This is a genomic window from Actinomadura fulvescens, from assembly GCF_039533225.1.
Classification (GTDB): Bacteria; Actinomycetota; Actinomycetes; order Streptosporangiales; family Streptosporangiaceae; genus Spirillospora; species Spirillospora fulvescens.
Genome location: NZ_BAAATD010000023.1, coordinates 57,352 through 84,252 on the forward strand (window position 1 = coordinate 57,352; position 26,901 = coordinate 84,252).

Consider the following 26,901-nt stretch of genomic DNA (forward strand, 5'->3'; position numbering starts at 1 on the left):
CATGAACGAGACGACCGCCGACACCTACCCGGTCATGCCGGGCCGCGGCGACTACAGCGAGGAGGCGAGACGGGCCAGGCTGCGATGGCTGCGCGAGACCTCGGGGGCGGGTCTTCCCTCCCTGGAGCACTCATCGATAGATCCGCGTTCGCTGCCCGGGAACGTGGAGAACGTCGTCGGCGGCATCGAGCTCCCCGTCGGGCTGGCCGGACCGCTGCTCCTCAACGGCGGCCACGTCCAGGGCCTCGTCACGGCGCCGCTGGCGACCACCGAGGGCGCGATGGTCGCCTCGGTGTCGCGCGGCGCGAAGGCGATCACCCTGGCGGGCGGTGCGACCGTCCAGGTCATCGCGCAGCGGATGACCCGCGTGCCGGTGTTCGAGTTCGACGGGCTGGGCACGGCGGCGCGGTTCGCGCGCTGGGCCGTGGCCCAGAAGTCCGAGCTCGACCGGCAGATCGCGACGGTCTCCCGGCACTCGCGGCTGGTCGAGCTCGATCCCGTGCAGCTCGGGCGGGCCGTGCACCTGCGGTTCGTGTACGAGACGGCCGACGCCAGCGGGCAGAACATGACGACCGCGGCGACCTGGCAGGCCTGCCGCTGGATCCATGACCGGCTGTCGGAGACGGCGGACCTGGTGCCGACCTGGTTCGCGGTCGAGGCCAACCTCAGCGGCGACAAGAAGTTCACCCATCTGAACATGATCGGCGGCCGGGGCACCCGGGTCATGGCCGAGTGCGTGATCGACCGGGCGACGGTGCGGCGCACATTGAAGACCACCCCCGAGGCCGTCGACCGGCTGTACCGGATCAGCGTGGTCGCCGCGCAGCAGGCGGGCATGCCCGGCCACGACATCGACGCCGCCAACGTCATCGCGGCCATGTTCGTCGCGACCGGGCAGGACATCGCCAGCGTGTACGAGTCGGGCACCGCCCTGTTCTCCCTGGAGGTCGAGGACGGCGCGCTGCGCGCGACGCTCGTCCTGCCGAACCTGGTCACCGGCGCGGTCGGCGGCGGCACCGGCCTGCCGCAGCAGCGCGACTACCTGGCGGCGCTCGGCTGTTCCGGCGACGGGACGGGCGCCCGGTTCGCGGAGATCGTCTGTGGCTTCGCGCTCGCGCTCGACGTGTCGACGATGGCGGCCGTCGCGGGCGGCCAGTTCGCCGACGCGCACGAACGGCTCGGCCGCGCCCGCCGGGTGGACTGGCTGCGGGCCGACGATCTCGGGGCGCCGCTGCTCCAGCCGATGCTCGCCGAGTCGTTCGGCGCACCGGACCTGCGCGTGACCGGCGTCGAGCCGATCGGGGACGCGCCGCGGTCGAGCCTGGTCACCGAGCTCACCGCCCGCGGCGAGCGGCGCAAGACGGTCGGCGTCCTGCCGCTCCGCGTCACCTGGGTGCGCCGGCACGGTGAGGACCCCAAGCAGACCGAGGTGGTCGTCAAGGCCAAGCCCCTCGACCGCGAGGTGATCATCGAGGCCGCCAAGCTGGCCTCGCTCTGCGGCGGCAGGCTCGCCGAGGTCTATCCGCGCTGGCGCGACTGGACCGGTTTCCGGGGCCTGCACACGCGGGAGCCGGCAATCTACCGGTCGAGCGTGCCCGCGCTGCGCGCCGTGCTCCCCACGACCTACGGGACCTATGAGGACCCCGGCCGCGAGGCCTACGTGATCGCGATGGAACGGCTCGGCCCCAACGTGATCCTCAAGGACGCCGGAGACGCGCCCGGCCGGTGGCGCGGCGCGCACATCGCGGCGGCCGTCCGCGGCATCGCGGGAGTGCATGCCGCCTGGCTGGGCCGTGAGGCCGAACTTCGCGCCGAGGAGTGGCTCGGTGACGTGCGGACGGCCGAGCGCATGACGGTCATGCGGGAGCTGTGGGAAGCCCTGCTCGACCACGGGGCCGCCGAACACCCGGAGGTGCTCGACGAGGCGGGGGCACGGCGGCTGCGGCGGATCATCGCCGAGATCCCCGCCTGGTGGAGCCGCCTTGAGGCCATGCCGCGGACGCTGGTCCATGGCGACTTCAACCCGCGCAACGTCGCCCTGCGCGCCGCCGACCTGAGCCTGGTCGCCTACGACTGGGAGCTCGCGACGCTCCACGTGCCGCAGCGGGACCTGGCCGAGTTCCTGGCGTTCGTCCTTCCCGCCGACGTCGCCGAGCCGGACGTCACCGCGTTCGTCGACCTGCACCGGGACACGCTCGGCGCCGGGATCGACCCTGCCACCTGGCGCGCGGGTTACCGCCTGGCCCTGTGGGACTTCGCCGTCACCCGGCTCCTGCTCTACCTGATGGTGCACACCCACCGCGCGCTGCCGTTCCTCGGCCGGCTGACCGCCACGACGCTGCGGCTGATCGCGATCGAGGACGAGGTGGCCGGGTGACCGCCGGCGGCCGTACCGGGGCCGTGCGGATCGCGCTCCTCGGCATCGACGGGTCGGGCAAGAGCACCCTCGCGCGGCGGCTCGCCGCATGCCCGCAGGACGCCGGGCGGCGTCGCGTCGTCCTGTCGAGCCTGCGTGCGCACGAGAACCCCGACGCCCCGCTGCACGGCCTGTCGCGCCACCTCGACACGTTGTCGAAAGAGGCGGACCGGCTGGGCAGCCCGGACCTGAAGCTCGGCGTCCTCTACCTCCAGATGTGCACCTACGGTGTCGCGGAGCGCCTGTTCGTCCGCGAACTGTCGGCCCGGACCATCCTCACCGAGCGCCATCCCGTCATCGACGCGCTCGCCTACATCCCGCTCTACCGCCCGGCGATCGAACGGGTCAGCGGCCCCGGCCGCCCGGCCGCACTGCGTGAACGGCTCCTCGGCCTGTCCCCCGCCGCCGTCGAGGCCGCCCTCGCGTGGTGCGAGGTGCTCAGCGAGCGGACGGGCCGTACCGTCCGGCTCGACACGGTCGCCACCGAGCTCACGGGCCTGCTGGACCTGCCGGTCGAAGACCGGGTCGCGGCGCTGTCCGCCAGGTTCGGCGTCACCCCGCCCGACGTGGCGGTGCTGCTCGACATCGGCGTGGACGCCGCGCTCGACCGGCTCCGCGCCCGCGGCGGCAGGCCCGAGGTGCACGAACGCGCAGAGCTGCTGGCGCGGGCCGCCGAGGGTTACAACGAGGCCCTCGCGGCGCTCATGACGCTCTCCATGACCCGCGTCCACCGCGTCCGCGCCGACACCGCGCCGCCCGCCGAACTCGCCGCGCGGGTCGCGCGGCTCACCGGCCTGTGAGGATCGGGATGCCGTCCCAGGACGTCTTGCGCACGCAGTTCGAGGCCCGGATCGCGCGAGTGGGCCAGGCGCGTCCGACGCCGAGCACCGCCCGTCACATCGGCGCCATCGCGGTGCTCCGGGACTTCGACGCCGGAGCGTTCGTCTCCTCCGCGCTCGCGTTCGCCCGGACCCTCGATCAGCGGCAGGCCGCGATCTGGTACGGCAGCTTCACCAGGACCATCTTCCTGGCCGGCGACCCGCGCAACCTCACCGAGCGCCATCCCTGCGCGTACGCGTCCCCCGACGGCGACGTCGCCTGGTACGGGCCGGGGCCGCTGGCCGAGTACGCGTCGCTGCGGCGGCTGCTCAGGCCATGGAGGGGCTCGCGCGGTGTCCCGGTCCCGTTCACACAGGAGATCTCGATCGCCGGACAAGACGCCGCCGGCAGGGCGCGGCTGGACGTCCCGGCCATGGATCTGACGGTCGAGGACTACCTGGTCAACGTCAACCACCTCGTCGTGGAGGCGGCGCTCGACGGCCTCCTCGCCGGGGTCGGCCGCCTGGTGATCAGGCACCTCCCCGCGCAGCCCGGCCGCTCCGGGGACCACGAGCGCATCCGGGTCGTCCGCGACCCGCTTTCCCCGCAGCGCCTCCGCGCTTACGCCTTCCTTTCCGTCGGCTGAGACCCGGCCGCCTCCGCCTCGATGAAGGCGGCGAGTCGGGCGAGTCCCTCGTCCACGTCGGCGCGGGAGAGGTAGCTGGTCGACAGCCTGATCGTCCGGGTGCCGCCACCCTCCGGATGGAAGTAGGACATCGGCGTCCAGATGACCCCGAACTCCTGGACCGATCTCGCCAGGGCGGCGTTGTCGGCGACGAACGGCACCTGAACGGTCAGGAAGAAGCCCCCGGCAGGCTCGTTCCAGCTCACCCCGAGCCGCTCCCGGCGCCCGGCCGGGAACTCGCGCCGCAGGCCCTCCAGCATGTACCGCATGATGTCGCCATAGTGAGCGGCGGTCTCGGTGGTCAGACCCGAGACGCCGCCGCCGCCCGTCAGCAGGGCACCGGCGACCGCGGCCTGGCTCAGCGCCGAGGTGTTGACGGTCACCATGCTCTTGATCTTCGCCAGCTCGTCGGCCAGCAGGCCCGCCGTCCCGTCCTTCCGCAGGACCGGCTGGTCGGCGATCACATAGCCGACCCGCGCGCCGGGGAAGACGGTCTTGGCGAACGAGCCCAGGTGGACGACCCGCCGGTGCCGGTCGAGCGACTTCAGCGTCGGTGGCCGCGCGCCGGGGCTGACCAGCCGGTACGGGCTGTCCTCCAGGAGGAGCACGTCGAGCCGGACGGCGAGGTCGAGCAGTTCGCGGCGCGTCTCCAGCGGCATGGTGACGCCGGACGGGTTGGAGTGGTCGGGGATCACGTACACCGCGCGGGGGCGGCGGCCCCGGGCCCGCTCGGCCATGACGGCGGCCTCCACGCCGGCGCACGAGAGCCCGTCCGGCCCCTCCGCGACGGCGGCGACCTCGGCCTCCAGCACCCGAGCGGCGCCGACGATGCCCATGTAGCTGGGGCTGGAGACCAGCACCACGTCGTCCGGGCCCGTCACCAGCGCGCGCAGGGCGAGGAACATCGCCTCCTGGCAGCCCACGGTGACCACGATCGACTCGGGCGGCACGTCGATCCCCTCGTCCTGCCGGACCGCGCCCGCGACCAGGTCGCGGATCAGTCCGGCGGACGGGCCGTACTGGAAGACGGCTTCGCGCACCTGGGCCGGTGACCGCCCCTGGGCCTCCAGGTGCTCCAGGTAGCGGCGCAGATAGGTGAAGATCTGCTCGGTGTCGAAGAAGCCGTCGTACGGCCTGCCCGGAGCGAACGAGACGGCCCCGGGGTTGCGCAGCGTCACCTCGTTCAGGAAGTTCATCGTGTCCATGACCGGGTCGCTGACGCTGGAATGCAGGTCGGCCGCGCGCAGCATGACGGAGCCGGGCTCCGGCGGCGCCAACGCCACTGTCCGCGCGCCGTCGTCCGTCTCGATGAGCCCGGGGCCGATCTGGGCGATGGTTTCGAGACCGGCGGACGCCATCGCCGCTCTGAGCTCGCCCAGCAGGACGCCGAGCACCTGTTGCACGCCTTCGGCGGCGCCGACCGTCAGGCCGTGCAGGACCGGACGCCCGATCAGGACCGCTTCGGCACCGAGAGCGAGCGCGGCGAGCACGTCCCGGCCACGCCGGACCCCGCCGTCGAGGAGGATCGGCAGCCGTCCGCCCGCCACGGCCACCACCTCCGGCAGGACGTGAAGGGTGCCCACCACCGCGCCGTCGTTCGCACCGGTGCCGTAGTTGGACACCACGATGCCGTCCGCGCCGGCGTCGATCGCGCACCGCGCCTGGTCCGCCGACAGGACGCCCTTGGCCAGGATCGGCAGTGCGGTCCGCGACCGCAGCCGGGCCAGCTCCGCCCAGTCCAGGTCCGGGTCGGACCCGGCCGGGCCGGCGCCGCCGATGGTGAGGACGAGCGCCTCGAAGCCCGCCGCCTCCGCTCGTTCGATCAGGTGCGCGCTCGCGGGCCGGTCGCGCGGGCGGCAGGTCTGGAGCCAGAGCGGGACGTCGCTCGCGGCGGCGAGTTCCTCGACCGGGCGCGTGGCGGAAACGCTGATCACGACCGGCACGTCGGCCGCGGCGGCCGTCCCGCGGATGACGCCGAGCTCCGCCGACTCGTGCCCGAGGGCGAGCCGCGCCGGCGGCGCGACACCGATCGGCGCATCCCGTACACGAGAAAGGATCTTGGTGGTGGTGTCCGGGCGGTCCGGCCCGCGGCCGGCCGAGGATCGCAGGCGGACGCCGTCGAACGCGCCGAGGTCGGCCGCGAGCGTGCGCCGCCCGGCCGCGCCGCCCTCGAAGAGGTCCCAGATGGCGTGAGACGTCCGTGCCCGGGCCAGCCGCGTGAAGTCGCTCAGGGACCATTCCATTGTCGAATTATTCCATTGCCGGAGGTCGTCCAACAGGCCTCATCCGGCCGCGCGTCCAACCATTAACGGATGGACGCCGCCTGCGGCAGCGTGTTTAGAATCGACGCGCACGGGCCCCCTTAGCCCAATGGCAGAGGCAGTCCCCTTAAAAGGGACGCGATGTCGGTTCGAATCCGACCGGGGGTACCAGGACAGACCGATGAGCATAAATAAACGGACGATGAGCATCGCTCATCGTCCGTTTGCCGTTTGCCGTTGCCGCGCCCGCGCCTCTACCAGCGCCACTCCTGCTGGCCGTAGAGGTGACCGGCCGGGATGCTCCGGTCCTTGCACCAGGTCATGAACTCGTCGATCTGCTTGAGCTGGTAGGTGTCCTCGTTGTAGGTCGTGGCCATGACGTGGCCGAGCCATGGCTCCTCGCCCATGGCGTACACGTACGCCTCCTTGGCCCCGAGTTCGGTCATGATGGCGGCGGCCTGCTCGGCGTTGGAGCCCGACAGCTTGCGCGAGTCGCTCATCTTCTTGGTGACCGGCACGGTCAGCAGCGCCTGGTAGAGCCAGGTGAGCGGCGCGCCGTCGCACTCCATGCCGAGGAAGGCGATGTCGGCGGTGCCGAGGTGCCCCTTGATGTAGCGGTAGAGCAGCGGGGCGATGCCGGAGGAGTCGGCGCCGACGAAGACCTTCTTGCCGGCCAGCTCGACCCAGTAGGTCGACTTGGCGCGGATGTCCAGGTCGCAGTGCTCGCCCAGGAACGGCGTCGCGGTGACCTTGCCGCCGGGAAGGTCGACCTCGTCGAAGTCGTCCACCTCGATGACGGGGAAACCCTGGTGGCGCAGCATGAGGGCCATGGACGGGTCGGACAGGTTGCCGCGCGACGAGCGCGGCACCACCACGGACCCGACCCGGCCGCGCAGCTGCAGCAGGGTCTCCAGGACGATGTGATCCTGGTGCCCGTGGGTGATCAGGACCAGGTCGATGTGGTCCGGGAGGTCGTCCAGGGTGTAGCGGTCGCCGGCCGAGCTGTCCGCGCTGATGAACGGGTCGGTCACGACGGACGCCTCGGGCGTCTGCAGGACCAGGCAGGCGTGCCCGAAGTAGCGGATGCGCCCGCCCGCGTCGATGTGCCGGTCCGGGGCGAGGCTCGGCCGGTCGCTGAGCATGCCCGACAGCTGCCGTGCCTGCGCGTCGTCCAGCCCCAGCGCCTCGCGCAGGTGGGCCAGCGTGGTCGGGCGCACCCGGGCCTTGAACAGCTCCTCCAGGCCGGGGTGCCGGAACGGGATGCCGAGCTCCAGGACGTCCGGCGAGGGAAGCCGCGGTGTGCTCAGGATGAACGGGCGCTCGATCCCGGTCTCGAACGACAGCTGCACCGACTGGCGCGACTCCTGGTAGTAGTCGCTGGTGTAGACGAGCGGCTCCATGAAACGCAGTTGCGCCTGGTTGTCGGTGTCGTAGGCCAGCTCGACCAGGCCGCCGAGCTCCGGCGGCAGCTGCGGGTAGAGCGGGGTCAGGTCGAAGCCGGTCGCGTTGGCGCGCAGCAGCTCCTGGCCGGCGGCGATGGCCTCGGCGAACCGCAGGATGTGGGCCCGGTCGCGCTTGATGCCGTCGAGCAGGTCGCGGACCTCGCCGGCGCGCTCCTCGGCGATGTTGATGAAGTAGCCGCCGCGCAGCTCGGGGTTGTTGCTGGCCGCGACGTGGACCTGGGGCGACTGCAGGTAGGACTCCAGAAGCGGCACCTGGAGGAAGGCGAGGTTCATCGCCGACTGGATCGGCGCCAGCGTGTGCGGCCAGGTGAAGAACCTGTCCTGCAGCGGCTCGACAATGACCTTCGACTTGAGGAACAACTGCTCATCGGCCATCGGGCGACTACCTCCAGAGAAAGGAAGAGAAAGGAGCGGCCGTGTTCAGAACGGAGTGTCTGAACGGCGAAGTTGGGCAATTCCCGTGACCGGGACGGGTCCCCGCCCCGGCAGGATCATCCTGAGGCAGGCGCTCGAACCATACTCCGCGGTTTCCCGGTCCCACAGCGATGTTCAACTGTGCCGGTGCGGCAGTTGGCCGCTACCCGAAGCCGCCACCCGAAAGGGTTGAACACCGGGAGCCCGCGGACCGCTCGTGCTGGTATTGGTACCGCTCAGAGTTCAGCGTCCCCGACGGGAAAAGACAAGCGGTTCATGCCTTTCGTCGAAACCAACGGCATCCGGCTCTCGTACCAGCGCTCCGGCCACGGCGAGCCCGTTCTCATGATCATGGGCTCGTCCGCCGCCGGGCGGGCCTGGACCCTGCACCAGACACCCGCGCTGAACCAGGCGGGCTTCGAGACCGTCACGTTCGACAACCGCGGCGTGGCGCCCTCGGACGCGCCGCCGGGCGACTATGCCCTGACCGAGCTGGTCGACGACACCGCGGGGCTGATCGAGGCGCTGGGCATCGGCCCGTGCCATCTCGTCGGCGCCTCGATGGGCTCGATGATCGCGCAGGAGCTCGCCCTCGCCCGGCCGGAGCTGGTGCGGTCGGCGGTGCTGCTGGCGACCAGGGCGCGGGCCGACGCCCTGCGGCGCGCCCAGTCGGAGGCCGACCGGGAGCTGCGCGACAGCGGCGTCCGGCTGCCGTCGCGCTACCTGGCCGTCAGGACGGTCCTCGAAATGCTCTCCCCCGCGACGTTGAACGACGACCACACCGTCTCGACCTGGCTGGAGCTGTTCGAGCTCTCCGGCGGCGGCCACGCCACCGGCCAGCTCGCGGCGGTGGAGGCGCTCGGCGACCGGCGTCCGGCCCTGCGCGGCGTCGCGGCGCCGTGCCGCGCCGTCGCTTTCGCCGACGACCGCATCTGCCCGCCGCACCTGGTGGCGGAGGTGGCGGACGCCATTCCCGGTTGCGATCTCGTGGAGATCGCCGCGGCCGGTCACCTCGGCCACCTGGAACGTCCCGAAGCCGTCAACACGGCCATCGTCGAGTTCCTCCACAAGACGGCCGGCCGCGTCCCCGCCGCCGGGTCCGGGGCGCGTCCCGACCGCCGTCCGGGCAGGCCGGACACGTCAGACAGAGAGCGAGGCAGGTTTCCGTGACCATGTTGGGGCAGCCGCCCGTGAACTCGCTCAAGACCGGGTCGCGGGACGCGACGAAGGGCCGGCAGGTCCGGCGCGGCACGGTCCGGCGGATCGTGCCGTACGCGCGGCCGTACCGCCGGCAGATCGCGGTGCTGCTGGCGGCCACCGTCGTGAGCGCCTGCATCGCCGCCGCCAACCCGCTGTTCCTCAAGCTGATCATCGATCACGGCATCCTGCCCAAGAACCTCGGCGTGGTGGTCGGGCTGAGCCTCGGCCTGGCGGGGCTCGCGCTGGTGGACGCCGTCGCGCTCTACGTGCAGAACCGGTGCTCGGGCCGGGTCGGCGAAGGGCTCGTCTACGAGCTGCGCACCGAGGTGTTCACCCACGTGCAGCGGCAGCCGCTGGCGTTCTTCACCCGGGCGCAGACCGGCAAGCTGGTCAGCCGGCTCAACACCGACGTCATGGGCGCCCGGCAGGCCGTGACGTCGCTGCTGACGCAGGCCGTCTCCGCGGTCCTGACGCTGGTCCTGGTGCTCGGCGCGATGCTGTACCTGTCCTGGCAGATCACCGTGGCCGCGCTGGTCATGGTGCCGGTCTTCCTCATCCCCGCCCGGCTGATCGGACGCCGGCTGCAGCGGCTCAACCGCACGATGATGGAGCACGACGCCGAACTGAGCTCCATGATGACCGAGCGGTTCAACGTCTCCGGCGCGACGCTGGCCAAGCTCTACGGCCGCGCGCCGGAGGAGCGGAGCCTGTTCACGAGCCGGGCCGCGCAGGTCCGTGACGTGTCCGCCCAGGTGGTCGTGTGGAACCGCATGCTCCAGATCGTGGTCATGGTGCTCACCGCGTTCACGACGGCGCTGGTCTACGGCCTGGGCGGAGGCCTCGCCGTCGACGGGAGCCTCCAGTTCGGGACCCTGGTGGCGATGGTGGCGCTGCTGCTGCGGGTGTACGGGCCCATCAACCAGCTGTCGGCCATGCAGTCGTCGGCCATGGTCGCCCTGGTGAGCTTCGACCGCGTCTTCGAGGTGCTCGACCTGCGCCCGCTCATCGCGGAACGGCCGGGCGCCCGCGCGCTGGACGCGACGACGACCGTGCCCGACATCGAGTTCGAGAACGTGTCGTTCCGGTATCCGACCTCGGCCGAGGTGTCGCTGGCGTCCCTGGAGTCGGCCGCGGTGCAGGAGGCCGAGCGGACGACGGGCGACAGGCCGGTCCTGCACGACCTGAGCTTCCACGCCCCCGCGGGGAGGCTCACCGCCCTGGTCGGCCCTTCCGGCGCGGGCAAGACCACCATCACCCAGCTGGTGCCCCGCCTGTACGACCCGGCCTCGGGCACGGTTCGCGTCGGCGGTCACGACGTCCGCGACCTGACCCTCGCGTCGCTGCGCGACGACATCGGCGTGGTGACCCAGGACGCGCACCTGTTCCACGAGACGGTCCGCGCCAACCTGGCGTACGCGCGGCCCGGGGCCGGCGAACGGGAGCTGGTCGAAGCGTGCGAGGCCGCGCTGATCTGGGACACCATCAGAGCGCTCCCCGAAGGGCTGGACACCGTCGTCGGCGAGCGCGGCCACCGGTTCTCCGGCGGCGAGAAGCAGCGCATCGCCCTGGCCAGGCTGCTGCTCAAGGCACCGCCCATCGTCGTGCTCGACGAGGCCACCGCCCACCTGGACTCCGAGTCGGAGGCCGCGATCCAGCGGGCCCTCAAGACCGCGCTGGCCGGCCGCACCTCCCTGGTCATCGCGCACCGGCTCTCCACCATCCGCGAGGCGGACCAGATCCTCGTCGTCGAGGCGGGGCGCATCCGGGAGAGCGGCACCCACGACAAGCTGCTCGCCGCCGGCGGCCTGTACGCCGACCTTTACCGCAGCCAGTTCGCCCACCAGCGCTAGGCCGGGCCACCCGGCCCGCCAGTTTGGAGCAGCGACTCATGAACACCACAAGTGCGCCACCCATCAACCTGGTGCAGCCCGGGCTGTATTCGCACGGCGATCCGTTCACCCAGTGGAAGTGGCTGCGCGCCAACGACCCGGTTCACCGGCATCCCCCCACCGAGCTCCCCGGCTTCTGGGCCCTGACGCGCTACGACGACATCCGCGAGGCGTACAACGATCACGAGACGTTCAGCTCGGCCCACGGCATCCTGCTGCGGCCGGACGAACACGGCGCCGATCCCGGCGGGGGCCGGACGCTGGCCCTGACCGACCCGCCCCGCCACCGGCAGCTGCGCGGCCTGGTCAACGAATGGTTCGCGGTCCGCGCGGTCCGCGCGCTGGAGAACGACATGGCCGACATCGCGCAGAACGTCGTGGAGCGGGCGCTGGAGGCCGGGAGCTGCGACTTCGTCACCGACATCGCCGCCCGCGTCCCGCTCTACGTCATCTGCCGGATGATGGGCATCCCGGAGTCGGACTGGGAGTACATGTACACGCTCACCAGCCAGGCGTTCGCGGCCGACGACGCGCTCACCCGCCGGATCGCCCATCTGGAGATCCTCGGCTACTTCGACAAGCTGCGCGAGGCCAGGGCCGCCGACCCCGGCGACGACCTGGTGAGCGTGCTGGCGACCGCGGAGGTCGACGGCGCCCGGCTCGACCCGCAGGACGTCATCCTGAACTGCGACAACCTGTTCGTCGGCGGCACGGAGAACACGCGGATCGCGGCGGCGGGCGGGATGCTGGCGTTCCTGGAGCACCCGGACCAGTGGCGGGCCCTGGTCGAGGACCCCTCGCTGCTGAACTCCGCCGTCGAGGAGGTGCTGCGCTGGACCTCCACCGCCACCCACATCATGCGCACCGCCACCCGGCCGGTCACGCTGCACGACCGCCGGATCGCGGCCGGCGACAAGGTCGTGTTCTGGCTGCCCTCGGCCAACCGCGACGAGTCGGTGTTCGACGAACCCGACCGTTTCGACATCGCCCGCAAACCGAACCGCCATCTCGCGCTCGGGTTCGGTGAGCACTTCTGCCTCGGCAGCATGCTGGCGCGCGTCGAGCTGCGCCTGCTGTACCGCGAGCTGCTCACCAGGTCCCCGCACCTCACCCTCGACGGTCAGCCGAAGCTCCTGGACTCGATCGTCGTCAACGGCCCCGAGCGACTGCCCGTGGCCTTCGGCCCCCAGGGACGAAAGGAATCCCCATGAAGTCCGTTGTCCGCGCCGCGGCCACGATCGCCGTCGGCTGCGCGCTGTTACCCGTCACCGCAGCGCCGTCCCAGGCCGCGCCCTCTCAGGCCGCGCCGTCCGTACGGGCGGACTGCCTCACCGCGAGCGAGGCCCATGCCTTCGGCCGCGGCGAGATCTCCGTCTGCCCGCAGGGCGACGGCACCTACCGCGCCGTCGGCTGGGTCGAGGACCTGCTGCCCGGGGACGGCGCGTTCTCCGGGCCGGACGGCGGCTGCGTCACCTGGTATCTCTACGCGGCGAAGCCGTGGCCGGAGACCTTCACGACCATGGCGTGCCCGCACTTCAGCGGTCCAGCGAAGGTGCAGATCAACGAGGTGGTCAAGCCCACGGCCCCGCTGACGAAGGCGGTACTGGGCACCTACTGGGCCTGAGCCCACCGGCCCGCATGCCCGGTCACCACCACGGTGACCGGGCATCGGCGTGTCCGCCGCGGGGCCGCCGGCGGGTTCAGCCACGCCCGTCCCGCCGGGCGTGGAACCACCGGACGATGGCCTCCGACGCCAGCGCGATCATGTCGGGCCGGATCAGGTCCGAGTGCCCGCACGGCAGCTGAACGAGGTCGGCCGGGCGGGCGAGGTGGGGACGCCACCGCGCGTCCGCCGAGAAGCCGTCGGGCTTGCCCTCGGCGGCGGCCAGGACCAGCGTGTCACCGCCGAACCTGCCGTGCTCATGCGCGGCCTTCAGCGTCACGTTGTTGTGGAACACGCGCGCCAGCCGGGTGACCTCGTCATCGGACAGGCCGCCCAGCATGTCGCCCACCTCGTCGCGGATGCGCTGCGCCAGGTGCGCCACGTCCTCCTCGGTCGCGGAGGAGACGGCCTCGTCGCGCGGGACGGCCGGGGCGACGCCGCCCTGCTCCGGCGGGTAGGAGTCCATGATGATCAACGAGACCTCCTCGCCCGCGTCCGCCAACCGGATCGCGATCTCGTGCGCCGGGGCTCCGCCGAAGGAGAACCCGACGACGTGGTAGGGCCCGGACGCGTGCAGCGCACGGATCCGTTCCACGTACGCGGCCGCCATCGTGTCCACGGAACCCGCCAGGTCCCCGGTGCCGTCCAGCCCGTCCGCCTGCAGGCCGTACAGCGGATGGCCCTCCGGCAGGTGCCGGGCGAACGGCAGGTAGCACCAGCTCAGCCCGCCCGCCGGATGCACGAAGAAGAACGGCGCGTCCGTCCCGCCCGACCGGATGTGCAGGACACCGTCGAGCGCGTCACGCACGGACGACAGGCCGAGCGTCCCGATCAGCCGCGCCGGGGTCGGATTGGTGATCAGCTCCCGGAGCGACACCGTGATGCCCTTGGCCTGCAGCCGCTCCACCAGCGAGATCGCCAGCAGCGAGTGGCCGCCCCGGGTGAAGAAATCGTCGTCCAGCCCGATGGCGGGCACGTTCAGCGTCTCGGCGAACGCCTCGCATACCGTCTGCTCCAGGGCGCTGGCCGATCCCCCGCGCTCCGGCGAGCCGGGGCGCGCCGCGTACTCGGGGGCGGGCAGCGCCTGGCGGTTCAGTTTCCCGTTGGTGGTGAGCGGGAGCTCCTCCAGGACGACGACCGCCGAGGGGACCATGTATCCCGGCAGGCGACGAGCGGCCAGCTCTCGCAGCACCTCCGGCAGCTCCTGGCCGTTCTGGTCCGGCCAGGCCGGTACGGCGTAGGCGACCAGACGTTTGTCGCCAGGAGCGTCCTCACGCGCGATCACCGCGACCTGTGCCACTCCGGGGTGGGCGGCCAGCACGCTTTCGATCTCGCCGGGCTCGATCCGCTGGCCCCGGATCTTCACCTGCTGGTCGGCGCGCCCGGCGAAGACGAGGTGCCCATCGGTAGTCCAGCGGACGAGATCGCCCGTGCGGTACATCCGCTCGCCGGACTCACCGAACGGGCACGGCACGAACCGTTCTCCTGTCAGCCCCGGCCTTCCGGCATACCCACGCGCCAGGCCGAGACCCGACACGTACAGCTCACCGATCACACCGACGGGAACTGGCTGCAGCCGGTCGTCGAGTACGAAGACCCGCGTGTTGGCCACTGGTCGGCCGATCGCGACCTCACCGGCGGCGGGATCACACCGCCACAACGTGGCGTCCACGGTTGTCTCGGCAGGGCCATAGGAGTTGAACATCCGCCGACCCGGCGCCCACCGCCCCAACACCTCCGCCGAGGAGGCCTCACCGGCCACGACGAGCACGACATCTGGGCTGATCGAGCCCTCCTCCAACGTCGCCAGAACAGCCGGCGGCAACGTCACATGGGTGACGTGCTCCCGTGCCAGCAGGGCGGGCAACGCACCCCCCAGACGCTGATCACGCGGAATGACCACCAGCGCGGCACCGGTCAGGAGCGCCATCATCCACTCCCACCCGAACGTGTCGAACGCCGCCGACGCGAACTGGCCCACGCGTGAGCCCGGACCGACACCGAGATCCTGGACGTGACCAGCCACCATGCTCGCCACACCCGCATGCGAGACGAGCACGCCCTTCGGCTGGCCCGTCGACCCCGACGTGTAGATCACATATGCAGCAGAAGCCAGCGCGGGTACGGCGCCGCTCCCGTGCTCAGTTTCCAGGCCTTCCAGCGCCCGGACGGTCTCCTGGTCGTCCATCAGCACCCGTTCGGCGTCGTTCGGCAGCGACCCCTCCCAGTCCGTCGTGGTGATAACGGCCCGCACGTTCGCGTCCCGCAGCATGTACGCGATGCGTTCGCCCGGGTGTTCGGCGTCGAGCGGGAGATAGGCGCTGCCCGCCTTCAGCACGCCGAGCAGGGCGACGATCAGATCGACGCCACGCTCCATCGCGACCGCGAATACGGTCTCCGGTCCCGCGCCATGGGCGAGCAGGTACCGGGCCAGCCGGTTCGCGCGCGTGTTCAGCTCGGCGTAGGACGCCTCGACACCGACCGCCGACACCGCCACGGCATCCGGAGTCCTCGCCACCTGTGCCTCGAACAGCTCAGGCACAGACTGCGATGGCACCCGGACGGCGGTGTCGTTCCAGTCCCGCACAAGGCGTTGACGCTCAGCCTCGCCGAGACTCTCGACCGCCCCCAGCCGGCGTTCCGGCTCGCCCTCCAGGGCGGTCACCAGGTTGCCGAGGCAGGTGTGCAGCATGAGGCACAGCGCCGCTCCGTCGACCGACGGCACCGCGTCCACGATGAACGCGAACTCCGTCCCCGTGTCTTCGACCAGGACGGCCACCGGATAGTTGGTGGCCTCGCGGCTGAACACCATCCTGACGCCCTGGAGCCCGGCGCCGGTCTCCCGCGCGGGACCCGCGTCCGCGCGCTGGATGTGCCGGTAGTTCAGGATCGAGGTGAACAGGGGGCTGCCGCCGGGGACGCCGCTGGCCTGCTGCGCGAGAGCGAGCGGCGCGTGCTCGTGGACGAGCAGTTCCGCCAGCTGGTGCCGCAGATCGTCCAGCGCCGTCCCGACACCGTTCACGCCGACGCGCACGCGTACGGGCAGGGTGTTCATGAACAGGCCCGGCACGCGGTCGGCGCCCGCCCCGGCGTTCATGCGCCCGAACAGCACCGTCCCGAACACGACGTCGTCACGACCGCTCACCGTGGCCAGGACCGACGCCCACGCCAGGTGGAAGACCGTGGCCGGGCTCACTCCCCGGGCCCGCGCCACGTCCCGTACCTGCCGTGCGAGGTCCTCGTCGACGGGCCGGCGTGCCCGCGTCACACCGCTGCCGTCGCCGTGGACGTCCAGGAGGCCGTAGGGCGCGGTGGTCTCGTCCACGTCGCCGAGCAGGTCGGCGAAGTACCGTTCGTGCTCCTCGCCGGTCACCCCGAGGCGTGCCTGCGCCACGAAGTCGCGGAACGGCAGCGGCTCGGGCAGCGACGCCTCCCGGCCGTCCAGGATCGCCGCCAGTTCGTCGAGCATGACGTCCTGGGTGGTGTGATCGTGAACGAGGTGGTGGATGCGCAGCAGCGCCAGCCACCGGCCGGTCCCGGGCTCGGCGACCGTGTGCACGTCCAGCAGGGGCGCGCGGCCCGGGTCCATCCCGGACGAGCCGATGGCCAGCAGGCGTTCCACCGCGTCTGATCCGTCGGTGACCGGCTCGACCTCTGTCACCGGCAGCGTCGCCCGCCGGGTCACGACCTGGACCGGCTCGGGAAGCCCTTCCCACACGATCGCAGTGCGGTAGACGTCGTGGCGGTCGACCAGCCGTTGCAGGGCCGCCAGGAAGGCGTCCAGGCGTTCCCGTGACTCGAATCCGACGACCCGCGGCCGGTGGTACACGTCCGCGTCACTGCCGGCCTGCAGCAGATGGTGGAAGAAGATGCCTTCCTGGAGCGGAGCGAGCGGGTACACGTCCGAGATGTTGGCGGCGCCGCCGTCAACGGCCGCCACCAGACGCTCGATCTCCTCCCGAGAGAGGTCGACCAGAGTCAGCATCTCCGAAGTGATCTCTACCGCGTCGGCCGGGATGCGGTTGGGCGGCACGACGACCTCCACCGGACCCGCCGCCACCGCGAGACCAGCGGGGGTCGGAGTCTGGAACAGCGCCCGCACCGACACCCCCACACCACGGCGGCGCAGCAACTCAACCAGCCGGACGGCCAGCAATGAGTGGCCGCCGAGCATGAAGAAGTCGTCATCGACCCCGACGTCCTCCAGGCCCAGCACCTCGGCGAACGCGTGGCACAGGATCTCCTCCTGCACGCTTGCCGGGGCACGGCCGCCCTTGGCCGCCGCGGCATAGTCGGGAGCGGGCAGCGCCTTGCGGTCGAGCTTGCCGTTGGAGGCCAGCGGCAGACCTTCCAGGACGACCACGGCCGAGGGCACCATGTGATCAGGCAACCGACTTTCGGCGAAGCCCCGGACCGCGACCTCCAGCCCCTCCGGATCATCATCGACGGCAACCGCATAAGCGACCAGCCGCTTGTCACCGGGGACGTCCTCACGGACGACCACCACGGCTCGCTCAACACGCGGATGCGCGGCAAGCACCGTCTCGACCTCGCCGGGCTCGACGCGAAACCCGCGGATCTTCACCTGGTCGTCAGCCCGGCCAAGGAACGCCAGCCGGCCGTCAGCAGTCCACCGAACCAGATCCCCGGTGCGATACATCCGCTCACCCGAAGACCCATACGGGCAGGCCACGAACCGTTCAGCCGTCAACCCCGCCCGGCCGACATAGCCGCGCGCCAACTGCTCACCAGCGACATACAGCTCACCGGCCACACCGACAGCGACCGGCTGCAACCGATCGTCCAGCACATACAGCCGGGTATTAGCGACCGGCGCACCGATCGGCACCGACCCCGCAGCCACCAACTCCGGCGTCAACCGCGTCGTGGCCACACCAATCGTCGCCTCGGTCGGCCCGTAGTGGTTGAACACCTCCTGCCCGCCCACACCAAGCAGCCCGGTCACCAGTTCGGCTGACGCGGCCTCACCGCCCAGCACCAGCGACCGGCCCGCCACGACGCCACCTAGGGCGGCTACGTGCGACGGCACGGCCTTCACATAATCGATGGCGTGCTCGACCAGATACGACCGCACCGCGACCGCGTCGGTGACCATCTCCTCGCCCAGGACATGCAGTTCACCGCCCGCTACCAGGCTGGCGAACACCACCGTGTTGCCCAGGTCGGTGACCTGCGCCTGCAACACCGCATACCGGCCACCCGACGCGCCGAACCCCACCCGCTCCGGAACCGTGGCCACATAATTGGCCAGACCCCGGTGCGTGACAGCGACACCCTTGGGACGACCCGTCGAACCGGACGTGTAGATCACATACGCGACCTGATCCGGCGCGAGATCCGTCTCAGGGGGGCTTTGCGGCTGCGCTTGAAGCTGCATCGCCGTCAGCCGATCGTCCAACGCCACCAAGCGATGACGCCCCACCGGAAGATCTTCGAGGACTTCCTCAGAGGTCAGCGTGAGGATCGCGGCGCTGTCGGCCAGGACGAACACAATCCGCTCAGCGGGCTGCTCCGGATCGACCGGGACATATGCCGCCCCCGCCTTCCACACACCCAAGATCGCGGTGACCATCTCCACGCCACGCGGCAGGCACACGCCCACCACCGACTCAGAACCCACACCCTGACCCCGCAACCAGTGAGCGAGCCGATTGGCCCGCGCATCCAGCTCCGCGTAAGACACGCGCACATCACCGGCCACCACAGCCACCGCATCCGGGGTCCGCGCCGCCTGTGCCTCGAACAGCTCCGGCACCGCTACCGGCGGCACCTCGATCGCGGTGTCGTTCCACTCCACCAAGATGCGCTGCCGCTCGGCCGGGTCCAGCACGTTCACCGCGCTCACCCGCACCGAGGGATCGTCGACCAGCGCCGACAGCATCCGGACGAAGGCGGCGGCGAGTCGCCGTACCGTGGAGTCGTCGAACAGATCGACCGCGCCGGCGATCACGCCGCCGATGCCCGCGGGCGCGCCGTCGGCGTCGAACCGCTCCCCCACCAGCACCGACAGGTCGAACTTGGCTCGCGTCGTGCCCATCGCCAGCCTGCTGGCCCGTACTCCGGACGCGGCCGCTCCGGCTCCAGTGCCGCCGCCCGCCGCCGCGGCGTCCTGCATGGTCAAGATGACCTGGAACAGTGGCTGGCGGCCCAGCGAACGGGGCGGGGCCAGCTCCTCCACCAGCCGTTCGAACGGCACGTCCTGGTGGTCGTAGGCGCGCAGCCCCTTCTCGCGGACGCGGCCCAGCAGTTCGGCGAACGTCGGGTCACCGGACAGGTCGCTTCGGATCACCAGTGTGTTGACGAAGCAGCCGACCAGCTCGTCGAGGGTCTCGTCCACGCGGCCCGCCACCGCGGAGCCGATCGGCACGTCCGTGCCCGCTCCCAGCCGCGACAGCAAGGTCGCCAGTCCGGCCTGGAGGAGCATGAACACCGTCACGCCTTCGGCACGTGCCGTCTCCCGGAGCCGCTCGTGGAGCTCGGGTGGGAGGTTCACGTCGATCTCGTGAGCCCGATGGGAGGCCACGGCAGGACGCGGCCGGTCGAACGGCAGCGCCAGTTCCTCCGGCGCCCCCGCCAGCTCATCGCGCCAGTACGCCACCTGGCGCGACAGCACGCTGTCCGGATCGTCGCCGTCGCCCAGCAGCTTCCGCTGCCAGATCGCGTAGTCGGCGTACTGGACCGGCAAGGGCGTCCACTCCGGCGCCTCGCCTTCGCAACGTGCCGCGTAGGCCGCCGTCACGTCCCGCCTCAGCGGTGCCATCGACCAGCCGTCGCTGGCGATGTGATGGACCACCAGCACCAGCACGTGCTCGTCCGGCCCCACCGCGAAGAGCCACGCCTTGAACGGCACCTCGACCGCGAAGTCGAAGGCGTACCCGCTCGCCTCGGCCACCGCTCCCGGCAGTGCCTCGGCGGTCACGTTCGTCAGCGGAAGCCCGAACCCGGTCTCCTCCACCGTGAGGATTCGCTGGTATGGCTCGCCGTCGGCGACCGGGAAGACCGTCCGCAGCACCTCATGCCGCTCCAGCACGTCCCGCAGCGCGGCTTCGAGGGCTCCTCGGTCCAGGTCGCCGGTCAACCGCACCACGACCGGGCTGTTGTAGGTCGCGCTCGGACCCTCCAGCTGGGCCAGGAACCACAACCGCCGCTGCGCGAACGACAACGGCACACGAGCCGGACGCGCCACCGGCACCAACGCCGAACGCGCCGAGCCCGCCCCGTCCAGCCGAGCCGCCAACACCTCCACCGTCGGCGCCTCGAACAGCGCCCGGAGCGGGGCTTCGACGCCCAGCGCCGTGCGCACCCGGCTCATCAGGCGCATCGCCAGCAGCGAATGGCCGCCGAGTGCGAAGAAGTCGTCCTCGACGCCGACCGACGGCAGGCCCAGCACGTCGGCGAACACCTGGCACAGGAGCTCCTCCCGCACCGACACCGGGGCCCGGCCGGTGCCGGCACCGGCGGCCGCGCGGTCCGGAGCGGGCAGCGCCCGGCGGTCGAGCTTGCCGTTGACGTTGAGCGGCAACGACTCCAGCGGCACCACGGCCGACGGCACCATGTAGTGCGGCAGCCGCTCGGCCGCGAAGTCACGCAGCTCGGCCGGCAACGTCTCCGCGGCCTGATCGGCTTCGGCGACGACGTAGGCGACCAGTCGTGCGCCGCCCGGAGCGTCCGCACGTACGATCACCGCGGCCCGCGCGACCCCCGGATGGCCGGCGAGCACCGTCTCGACCTCGCCCGGCTCCACCCGGAACCCGCGGATCTTCACCTGCTCGTCGGCCCGGCGCGCGAACACCAGCTCGCCGTCCGCGGTCCAGCGGACCAGGTCCCCGGTGCGGTACATCCGCTCGCCCGCCCCGCCGAACGGGCACGCCACGAAACGTTCCGCCGTCAAGCCGGGCCGTCCCGTGTAACCGCGCGCCAGCTGTTCTCCCGCCAGGTACAGCTCGCCCAGCACGCCTACCGGCACCGGTTCGAGCCGGGCGTCCAGGACGAACACCTGGGTGTTGGACACCGGACGGCCGATCGGCACCGGCTGACCGGCCCGGCCGGGCGCGCACCGCGCGCTCGTCACGTCGACCGAGGCCTCTGTGGGCCCGTACAGGTTGTGGAGTCCGACGCCGTCGAACACCTCGAAGAAGCGCTCGACCGCGGACGACGGCAGTGCCTCGCCCGAGCAGATCACCCGCCGCAGGCCCGCGCAGCCCGCCGCCGCGGGTTCGGCCAGGAACGCCTCCAGCATCGACGGCACGAAGTGCACGGTCGTGACCCGGTGCTCCTGGATGACGCGCGCCACGTACGCGGGGTCGCGGTGTTCGCCGGGCTCGGCCATCACCAGGCCGGCTCCGGTGATCAAGGGCCAGAAGAACTCCCAGACCGACACGTCGAAGCCGGACGGTGTCTTCTGCAACACCCGGTCGGAGGCGTCCAGACCGTACTCGTCCTGCGTCCACACGAGCCGGTTGACGATGCCGCGATGCGGAACCGCCACGCCCTTCGGACGTCCCGTCGACCCCGAGGTGTAGATGACGTACGCGGGGTGGTCCCTGTGCAGGAGGCCGTTGCGATCGGTGTCCGCGAGGTCGTGGCCGGGCAGTCCGGCCAGCCGCGCCGCGGTGTCGGGCTCGTCGAGCACGACGCACGGCAGCCCTTCGACCGCGCCGGCGAGGGTTCGGCGGATGGCCGAGTCGGTGATCAGCGCGGCGGGGACCGCGTCGTCCAGCATGAACGCGACGCGGCCGGTGGGCAGGTCACCGCCCACCGGCAGATAGGCGGCACCGGCCTTCACCACGCCGAGGATCGCGACGACGAGGTCCACCGAGCGCGGCAGTGCCACGCCCACCACTTGGTCTGGGCCGACGCCGCCGGCCACCAGCAGGCGTGCCAGCCGGTTCGCGCGCGCGTCGAGGTCCGCGTACGACACCTCGGCGCCGCCCGCGATCACGGCGGGCGCGTCCGGGGTGCGCGCCACCTGGGCCGCCAGCAGGTCCGGCAGCGTCGACGCCGCGGACTCCACCGCCGTGTCGTTCCATTCGCGCAGCAGCCGGTCGCGTTCGACTTTGCCGAGGACCCCGACCGAGCCGATCCGCGAGGCCTGGTCCTGCTCCAGGGCGGACACCAGGTTGCCGACGCACGTGTGCATCAACCGGCACAACCCCGCCGCGTCGGCCGGGCCGACCGCGTCGACGGCCAGCAGGAAGTCGGCGCCGCTGTCCAGTACCGCCGCCACCACCGGATAGGTCGTGGTCTCACGCAGGGAGACGACCTCGATCCCCGAGATCTGGGCTCGCCCGCGGTCCAGCGCGGCGATGGACTGGTTCTGCCGGTAGTTGAGGATCGAGGTGAACAAGGGGCCGCCGTCGGCGACTCCTCCGGCCTGCTGCGCCAGCGCCAGCGGCGCGTGCTCGTGCACCAGCAGCTCACCGAGCTGGTCCCGCATGCCGGTCAGCGCCTCACCGACGCCATGTTCGCCCAGGCGTACCCGTACCGGAAGCGTGTTGATGAACAATCCCGGCACCCGGTCGGACCCGGCACCGGCGTTCATCCGGCCGAACAGCACCGTCCCGAACACCACGTCATCACGGCCGCTCACCGTGCCCAGCACCCGCGCCCACGCCAGATGGAAGATCGTCGCAGGGCTCACGCCCAGCGAGCGCGCCACCTCACGCACCCGCTCCCCGACCTCCTCGTCGAGGGGCAGTTCCGCCCGTTCGACGTCGCTGCCGTCACCGTGCACGTCGATCAGCCCGTACGGGGCCGTGGTCTCCTCCACGTCCCCGAGCAGGTCGGCGAAGTAGCGCCGGTGCTCCTCCCGTGACACGCCCAGCCGGGCCTGCGCCACGAAGTCACGGAACGGCAGCGGCTCGGACAGCGACTCCTCCCGGCCCGCCAGGATCGCGCCCAGGTCGCCGCGGAGCACGTCCTGGGACGTGTGGTCCTGGACCAGGTGGTGCATGCGCAGCAGCGCGAGCCATCGGCCGGTGCCCGGCTCGGGGGCGGTGTGCGCGTCGATCAGCGGCGCCCGCCCGAGGTCCATCGCCAGGCCGCCGGCCGACGCGTGCAGGTGCGCCTCCACGTCCGTTCCCTCGGGCGCGGGCCGGGCCTCGGTCACCGGCAGCGCCGCCCGGCGCGCCACCACCTGGACCGGCTCGGGCAGGCCCTCCCACACGATCGCGGTCCGGTAGATGTCGTGCCGGTCGATCACCCGCTGCAGTGCCGCCAGGAAGGCGTCCAGCCGCTCCCGCGAGTCGAACCGCAGCACACGCGGCACCACATAGGCGTCCGGGCCGCCGTCCGCCATCAGGTGGTGGAAGAAGATGCCCTCCTGGAGGGGGGCGAGCGGGTACACGTCCGCGATGTTGGCGGCGCCGCCGTCGACGGCCGCGACCAGCCGCCGGAGCTCCTCGGCCGACAGGTCGACCAGCGTCACCATCTCCGGGGTGAGCTCGGTCGCGTCCTCGGGAATGCGGTTCGGAGGGATCTCCACGGTCTCGAAGGCGGCGGAGGCGACCGCCGCGAGCCCCGCGGGCGTCGGTGTCTGGAACAGTGCCCGCACCGACACCGACAGGCCCCGCAGCCGCAGCAGTTCCACGAGCCTGACCGCGAGCAGCGAGTGTCCGCCGAGCATGAAGAAGTCGTCCTCGACACCGACGGCGTCCAGGCCGAGCACCTGCGCGAACGCCTGGCAGAGGACCTCCTCCTGCACGCTCGCGGGAGCGCGCCCGCCCTTCGCCGCCGCCGCGTAGTCGGGGGCAGGCAGGGCCTTGCGGTCGAGCTTGCCGTTGGAGGCCAGCGGCAGGCCGTCCAGGACGACCACGGCCGAGGGCACCATGTAGTCGGGCAGCCGGCCTCCGGCGAACTCGCGGATCGTGACGTCCAGACCGGCGGCGTCGGCGCCCGGGGCGGGCACGGCGTAGGCGACGAGACGCCGGTCGCCGGGGGTGTCCTCACGCGCGATGACCGCTGCCTGGGCGACCTGCGGATGAGCCGCCAGCGTCGCCTCGATCTCGCCGGGCTCGACCCGGAACCCGCGGATCTTCACCTGCTCGTCGGCCCGGCCCGCGAACACGAGCCGTCCGTCAGGCGTCCAGCGCGCCAGGTCACCGGTGCGGTACATCCGCTCGGCCACGGTGCCGTACGGGCACGCCACGAAACGTTCGCCCGTGAGGGCGGGCCGGCCGACATAGCCACGGGCCAGCTGGTCACCGGCGATGTAGAGATCTCCGGCGACGCCCACCGGCACCGGCTGCAGCCGGCCGTCGAGGACGTACAGCCGGGTGTTGGCCACCGGCGCGCCGATCGGCACCGATCCCGACGCCACCAGCTCCGGCGTCAGCCGGGTCGTGGCCACGCCGATCGTCGCCTCGGTCGGGCCGTAGTGGTTGAACACCGCCTGGTCACCGGCCGCCAGCAGCCCGGTCACCAGGTCGGCGGGAGCGGCCTCGCCGCCCAGCACCAGCGACCTGCCCGGCACCACACCGCCCAACGCCGCCACATGCGACGGGACGGCCTTCACATGGTCGATGCCGTGCTCGGTCAGGTAGGTGCGCACCGCCACCGCGTCGGTGACCGTGTCCTCGTCCAGAACGTGCAGCTCGCCACCCGAGACCAGACTCGCGAACACCACGGTGTTGCCCAGGTCGGTGACCTGGGCCTGCAACACCGCGTACCGGTCGCCGCCGGACGTGCCGAACCCCACCCGTTCCGGGACGGTGGCCACATAGTTGGCCAGGCCGCCGTGCGTGACCGCCACACCCTTCGGACGGCCCGTCGAACCCGACGTGTACATCACGTACGCCACCCGCCCACGCGTGAGGCTCACCTCAGGAGCGGACTCCGGCTGCATGCCGAACTGCATCAGGGTCAGCCGGTCGTCCAAGGCCACCCAGCGGTGCCGCCCGGCGGGCAGGTCGTCGAGAACCTCCTCCGAGGTCAAGGTCAGCACCGCGCCGCTGTCGCCAACCACGAACGCGATCCGCTCGGCGGGCTGCGCCGGGTCGACCGGGACGTACGCGGCCCCGGCCTTCCAGACGCCCAGGATCGCGGTGATCATCTCGACGCCGCGCGGCAGGCACACGCCCACCACTGACTCCGCACCCACGCCCTGGCCACGCAGCCAGTGCGCCAGGCGGTTCGCCCGCGCGTCCAGTTCCGCGTACGACACCCGCACATCACCGGCCACCACGGCCACCGCGCCCGGCGTGCGCGCCGCCTGCGCCGCGAACATCTCCGGGACCGAGACCGTGGGCACGTCCACCGCCGTGTCGTTCCACTCCACGAGCACCTTGCGGCGCTCGGCCCCGTCCAGCGCGTCGATCTCGTTCACCCGAAGCGACGGGTCGTCGACCAGCGCCGACAGGACCCGGACGAGGCCGTCGGCCACCCGCTCGACCGAGGCCGGCTCGAACAGGTCGAGCGCGCCGGCGACCAGTCCGCCGATGCCCGCGGGCTCGCCGTCGGCGTCGAACCGCTCGCCCACCAGCACCGACAGGTCGAACTTCGCCCGTGCCGCGCCCGTCGCCGCCAGCCGGCTCGCCCGCACTCCGGACGCCGCCGCTCCCGCCCGGCCCGCACGCGGTCCGCCCGCACCGGTCGCCGGCCCGCCGTCCACGTCCTGCATGGTCAGGATGACCTGGAACAGCGGCTGGCGGCCCAGCGAACGCATCGGGGCGAGTTCCTCGACCAGCCGCTCGAACGGCACGTCCTGGTGCTCGTAGGCGCGCAGTCCCTTCTCGCGCACCCGGGCCAGCAGTTCGGCGAACGTCGGGTCACCGGACAGGTCGGTGCGGATCACCAGCGTGTTGACGAAGAACCCGACCAGCCCGTCCAGAGCCTCGTCCATGCGGCCCGCGACCGCCGAACCGATCGGGATGTCGCGGCCCGCGCCGAAGCGCGACAGGGTCACCGCGAGCGCCGCCTGCAGCACCATGAACACCGTCACGCCCTCGGCACGCGCGACCTCACGCAACCGGGCATGAACCTCGGCCGGAACACTCACGTCGACTTCATGACCGCGATGGGAGGCCACCGCCGGACGCGGCCGGTCGAACGGCAAGGGCAGTTCCTCGGGGGCGCCCGCCAGTTCCTCGCGCCAGTACTCGACCTGACGCGACAGCACGCTGTCCGGGTCGTCGCCGTCGCCCAGCAGTTCCCGCTGCCAGATCGCGTAGTCGGCGTACTGCACCGGCAGCGGTGTCCACTCCGGCTCCCGGCCCGCACACCGCGCCGCGTACGCCGCCGTCACGTCCCGCGCCAGCGGTCCCTTCGACCAGCCGTCGCTGGCGATGTGATGGACCACCAGCACCAGCACGTGCTCGTCCGGCCCCACCGCGAAGAGCCATGCCCTGACCGGCACCTCGATCGAGAAATCGAAGGCGTACCCGCTCGCCTCGGCCACCGCGTCCGGCAGTCCCTCGGCAGTGACGTCGGCGGACGTCACCTCCCATGACAGCTCGTCGAGGCCGATCACCCGCTGGTACGGCTCGCCGTCGGCGACCGGGAACGTCGTCCGCAGCACCTCGTGGCGTCCCAGCACGTCGCGCAACGCGTCCTCAAGCGCCTTGCGGTTGAGATCACCGGTCAGGCGCACCACGACGGGGCTGTTGTAGGTCGCGCTCGGGCCTTCAAGCTGTGCGAGGAACCACAACCGCCGCTGCGCGAACGACAGGGGTATCCATTCCGGACGAGCCACCGGAACCAGTGGCGCCCGTGCGTGATCGGCCTCGGCCAGGAACGCCGCCAGGCTCGCCACCGTCGGGATCTCGAACAACATCCGCAGCGGGACCTCGACCCCGAAGACCGTGCGCACCCGGCTGACCAGGCGGGTGGCCATCAGTGAGTGTCCACCCAGGCGGAAGAAGTCGTCATCGACGCCGACCGTCGGCAGACCCAGCACATCGGCGAACACCTGGCACAGGATCTCCTCCCGCACCGAAACCGGCGCCCGACCGCCACCGGTGCCCACCACATGCTCAGGAACGGGCAACGCCCCACGGTCCAGCTTCCCGTTGGTCGTCAGCGGCAACTCCTCCAGCACCACGACCGCCGACGGCACCATGTACTGCGGCAGCCGCT

10 protein-coding genes and 1 tRNA gene are annotated in these 26,901 nt (G+C 71.8%); 8 read left to right on the forward strand and 3 right to left on the reverse strand.

Features of this window, described 5'->3' with window-relative positions:
• Window position 1 precedes the first annotated feature (1 nt).
• Genes ABD333_RS45220 through ABD333_RS45230 form a run of 3 tightly spaced genes read left to right on the forward strand, consistent with a single transcriptional unit; the run spans window position 2 to window position 3,881 of the window.
• Complete coding sequence (locus ABD333_RS45220) at window positions 2-2,377, forward strand: phosphotransferase (RefSeq protein WP_344549101.1); 2,376 nt, start codon at window positions 2-4, stop codon at window positions 2,375-2,377.
• Window positions 2,374-3,216 (forward strand): hypothetical protein, encoded by an 843-nt coding sequence (locus tag ABD333_RS45225; RefSeq protein WP_344549102.1) that lies wholly within the window; start codon window positions 2,374-2,376, stop codon window positions 3,214-3,216. Before ABD333_RS45220 ends, ABD333_RS45225 begins: the two co-directional genes overlap by 4 nt.
• 8 nt (window positions 3,217-3,224) lie before the next feature.
• Window positions 3,225-3,881, forward strand: coding sequence for a DUF6182 family protein (locus ABD333_RS45230; RefSeq protein ID WP_344549103.1), 657 nt, complete (start codon window positions 3,225-3,227; stop codon window positions 3,879-3,881).
• Here ABD333_RS45230 and ABD333_RS45235 read toward each other — a convergent pair.
• Window positions 3,857-6,163, reverse strand: a complete 2,307-nt coding sequence (locus ABD333_RS45235; protein WP_344549104.1) for an aminotransferase class I/II-fold pyridoxal phosphate-dependent enzyme — start codon at window positions 6,161-6,163, stop codon at window positions 3,857-3,859. The genes ABD333_RS45230 and ABD333_RS45235 overlap by 25 nt on opposite strands.
• A 113-nt stretch (window positions 6,164-6,276) precedes the next feature.
• On the opposite strand from ABD333_RS45235, the gene ABD333_RS45240 reads away from it, so the two are divergent.
• Window positions 6,277-6,352: transfer RNA gene (locus ABD333_RS45240), tRNA-Leu, on the forward strand.
• An 83-nt stretch (window positions 6,353-6,435) separates the two neighbouring features.
• Here ABD333_RS45240 and ABD333_RS45245 read toward each other — a convergent pair.
• A complete protein-coding gene (locus ABD333_RS45245; RefSeq protein WP_344549105.1) occupies window positions 6,436-8,019 on the reverse strand; it encodes an MBL fold metallo-hydrolase in 1,584 nt (527 codons plus the stop codon).
• A 315-nt stretch (window positions 8,020-8,334) separates the two neighbouring features.
• Here ABD333_RS45245 and ABD333_RS45250 point away from each other — a divergent pair, with 315 nt between their 5' ends.
• From ABD333_RS45250 to ABD333_RS45265, 4 genes are read left to right on the forward strand one after another with little or no spacing between them, the layout of a single operon-like run.
• Window positions 8,335-9,228, forward strand: a complete 894-nt coding sequence (locus tag ABD333_RS45250) for an alpha/beta fold hydrolase (RefSeq protein ID WP_344549106.1) — start codon at window positions 8,335-8,337, stop codon at window positions 9,226-9,228.
• Between the two features lie 2 nt (window positions 9,229-9,230).
• Complete coding sequence (locus tag ABD333_RS45255) at window positions 9,231-11,108, forward strand: ABC transporter ATP-binding protein (protein WP_344549111.1); 1,878 nt, start codon at window positions 9,231-9,233, stop codon at window positions 11,106-11,108.
• Between the two features lie 38 nt (window positions 11,109-11,146).
• Window positions 11,147-12,358: a cytochrome P450 gene (locus ABD333_RS45260; RefSeq protein ID WP_344549107.1), complete on the forward strand. Its 1,212-nt coding sequence runs from the start codon at window positions 11,147-11,149 to the stop codon at window positions 12,356-12,358.
• Window positions 12,355-12,771: a hypothetical protein gene (locus ABD333_RS45265; protein ID WP_344549108.1), complete on the forward strand. Its 417-nt coding sequence runs from the start codon at window positions 12,355-12,357 to the stop codon at window positions 12,769-12,771. Before ABD333_RS45260 ends, ABD333_RS45265 begins: the two co-directional genes overlap by 4 nt.
• Window positions 12,772-12,847: 76 nt before the next feature.
• Here ABD333_RS45265 and ABD333_RS45270 read toward each other — a convergent pair whose 3' ends face one another.
• Window positions 12,848-26,884 carry an amino acid adenylation domain-containing protein gene (locus ABD333_RS45270; RefSeq protein ID WP_344549109.1) on the reverse strand — a complete coding sequence of 4,679 codons (14,037 nt, stop codon included), beginning with the start codon at window positions 26,882-26,884 and terminating at the stop codon, window positions 12,848-12,850.
• Window positions 26,885-26,901 lie beyond the last annotated feature (17 nt).

Coding starts and splice junctions, on each gene's coding strand:
- ABD333_RS45260 (WP_344549107.1), top strand. CDS start 11,147: ATGAACACCACAAGTGCGCCACCCATCAACCTGGTGCAGCCCGGGCTG.
- ABD333_RS45235 (WP_344549104.1), bottom strand. CDS start 6,163: ATGGAATGGTCCCTGAGCGACTTCACGCGGCTGGCCCGGGCACGGACG.
- ABD333_RS45230 (WP_344549103.1), top strand. CDS start 3,225: ATGCCGTCCCAGGACGTCTTGCGCACGCAGTTCGAGGCCCGGATCGCG.
- ABD333_RS45255 (WP_344549111.1), top strand. CDS start 9,231: ATGTTGGGGCAGCCGCCCGTGAACTCGCTCAAGACCGGGTCGCGGGAC.
- ABD333_RS45220 (WP_344549101.1), top strand. CDS start 2: ATGAACGAGACGACCGCCGACACCTACCCGGTCATGCCGGGCCGCGGC.
- ABD333_RS45270 (WP_344549109.1), bottom strand. CDS start 26,884: ATGGTGCCGTCGGCGGTCGTGGTGCTGGAGGAGTTGCCGCTGACGACC.
- ABD333_RS45245 (WP_344549105.1), bottom strand. CDS start 8,019: ATGGCCGATGAGCAGTTGTTCCTCAAGTCGAAGGTCATTGTCGAGCCG.
- ABD333_RS45265 (WP_344549108.1), top strand. CDS start 12,355: ATGAAGTCCGTTGTCCGCGCCGCGGCCACGATCGCCGTCGGCTGCGCG.
- ABD333_RS45250 (WP_344549106.1), top strand. CDS start 8,335: ATGCCTTTCGTCGAAACCAACGGCATCCGGCTCTCGTACCAGCGCTCC.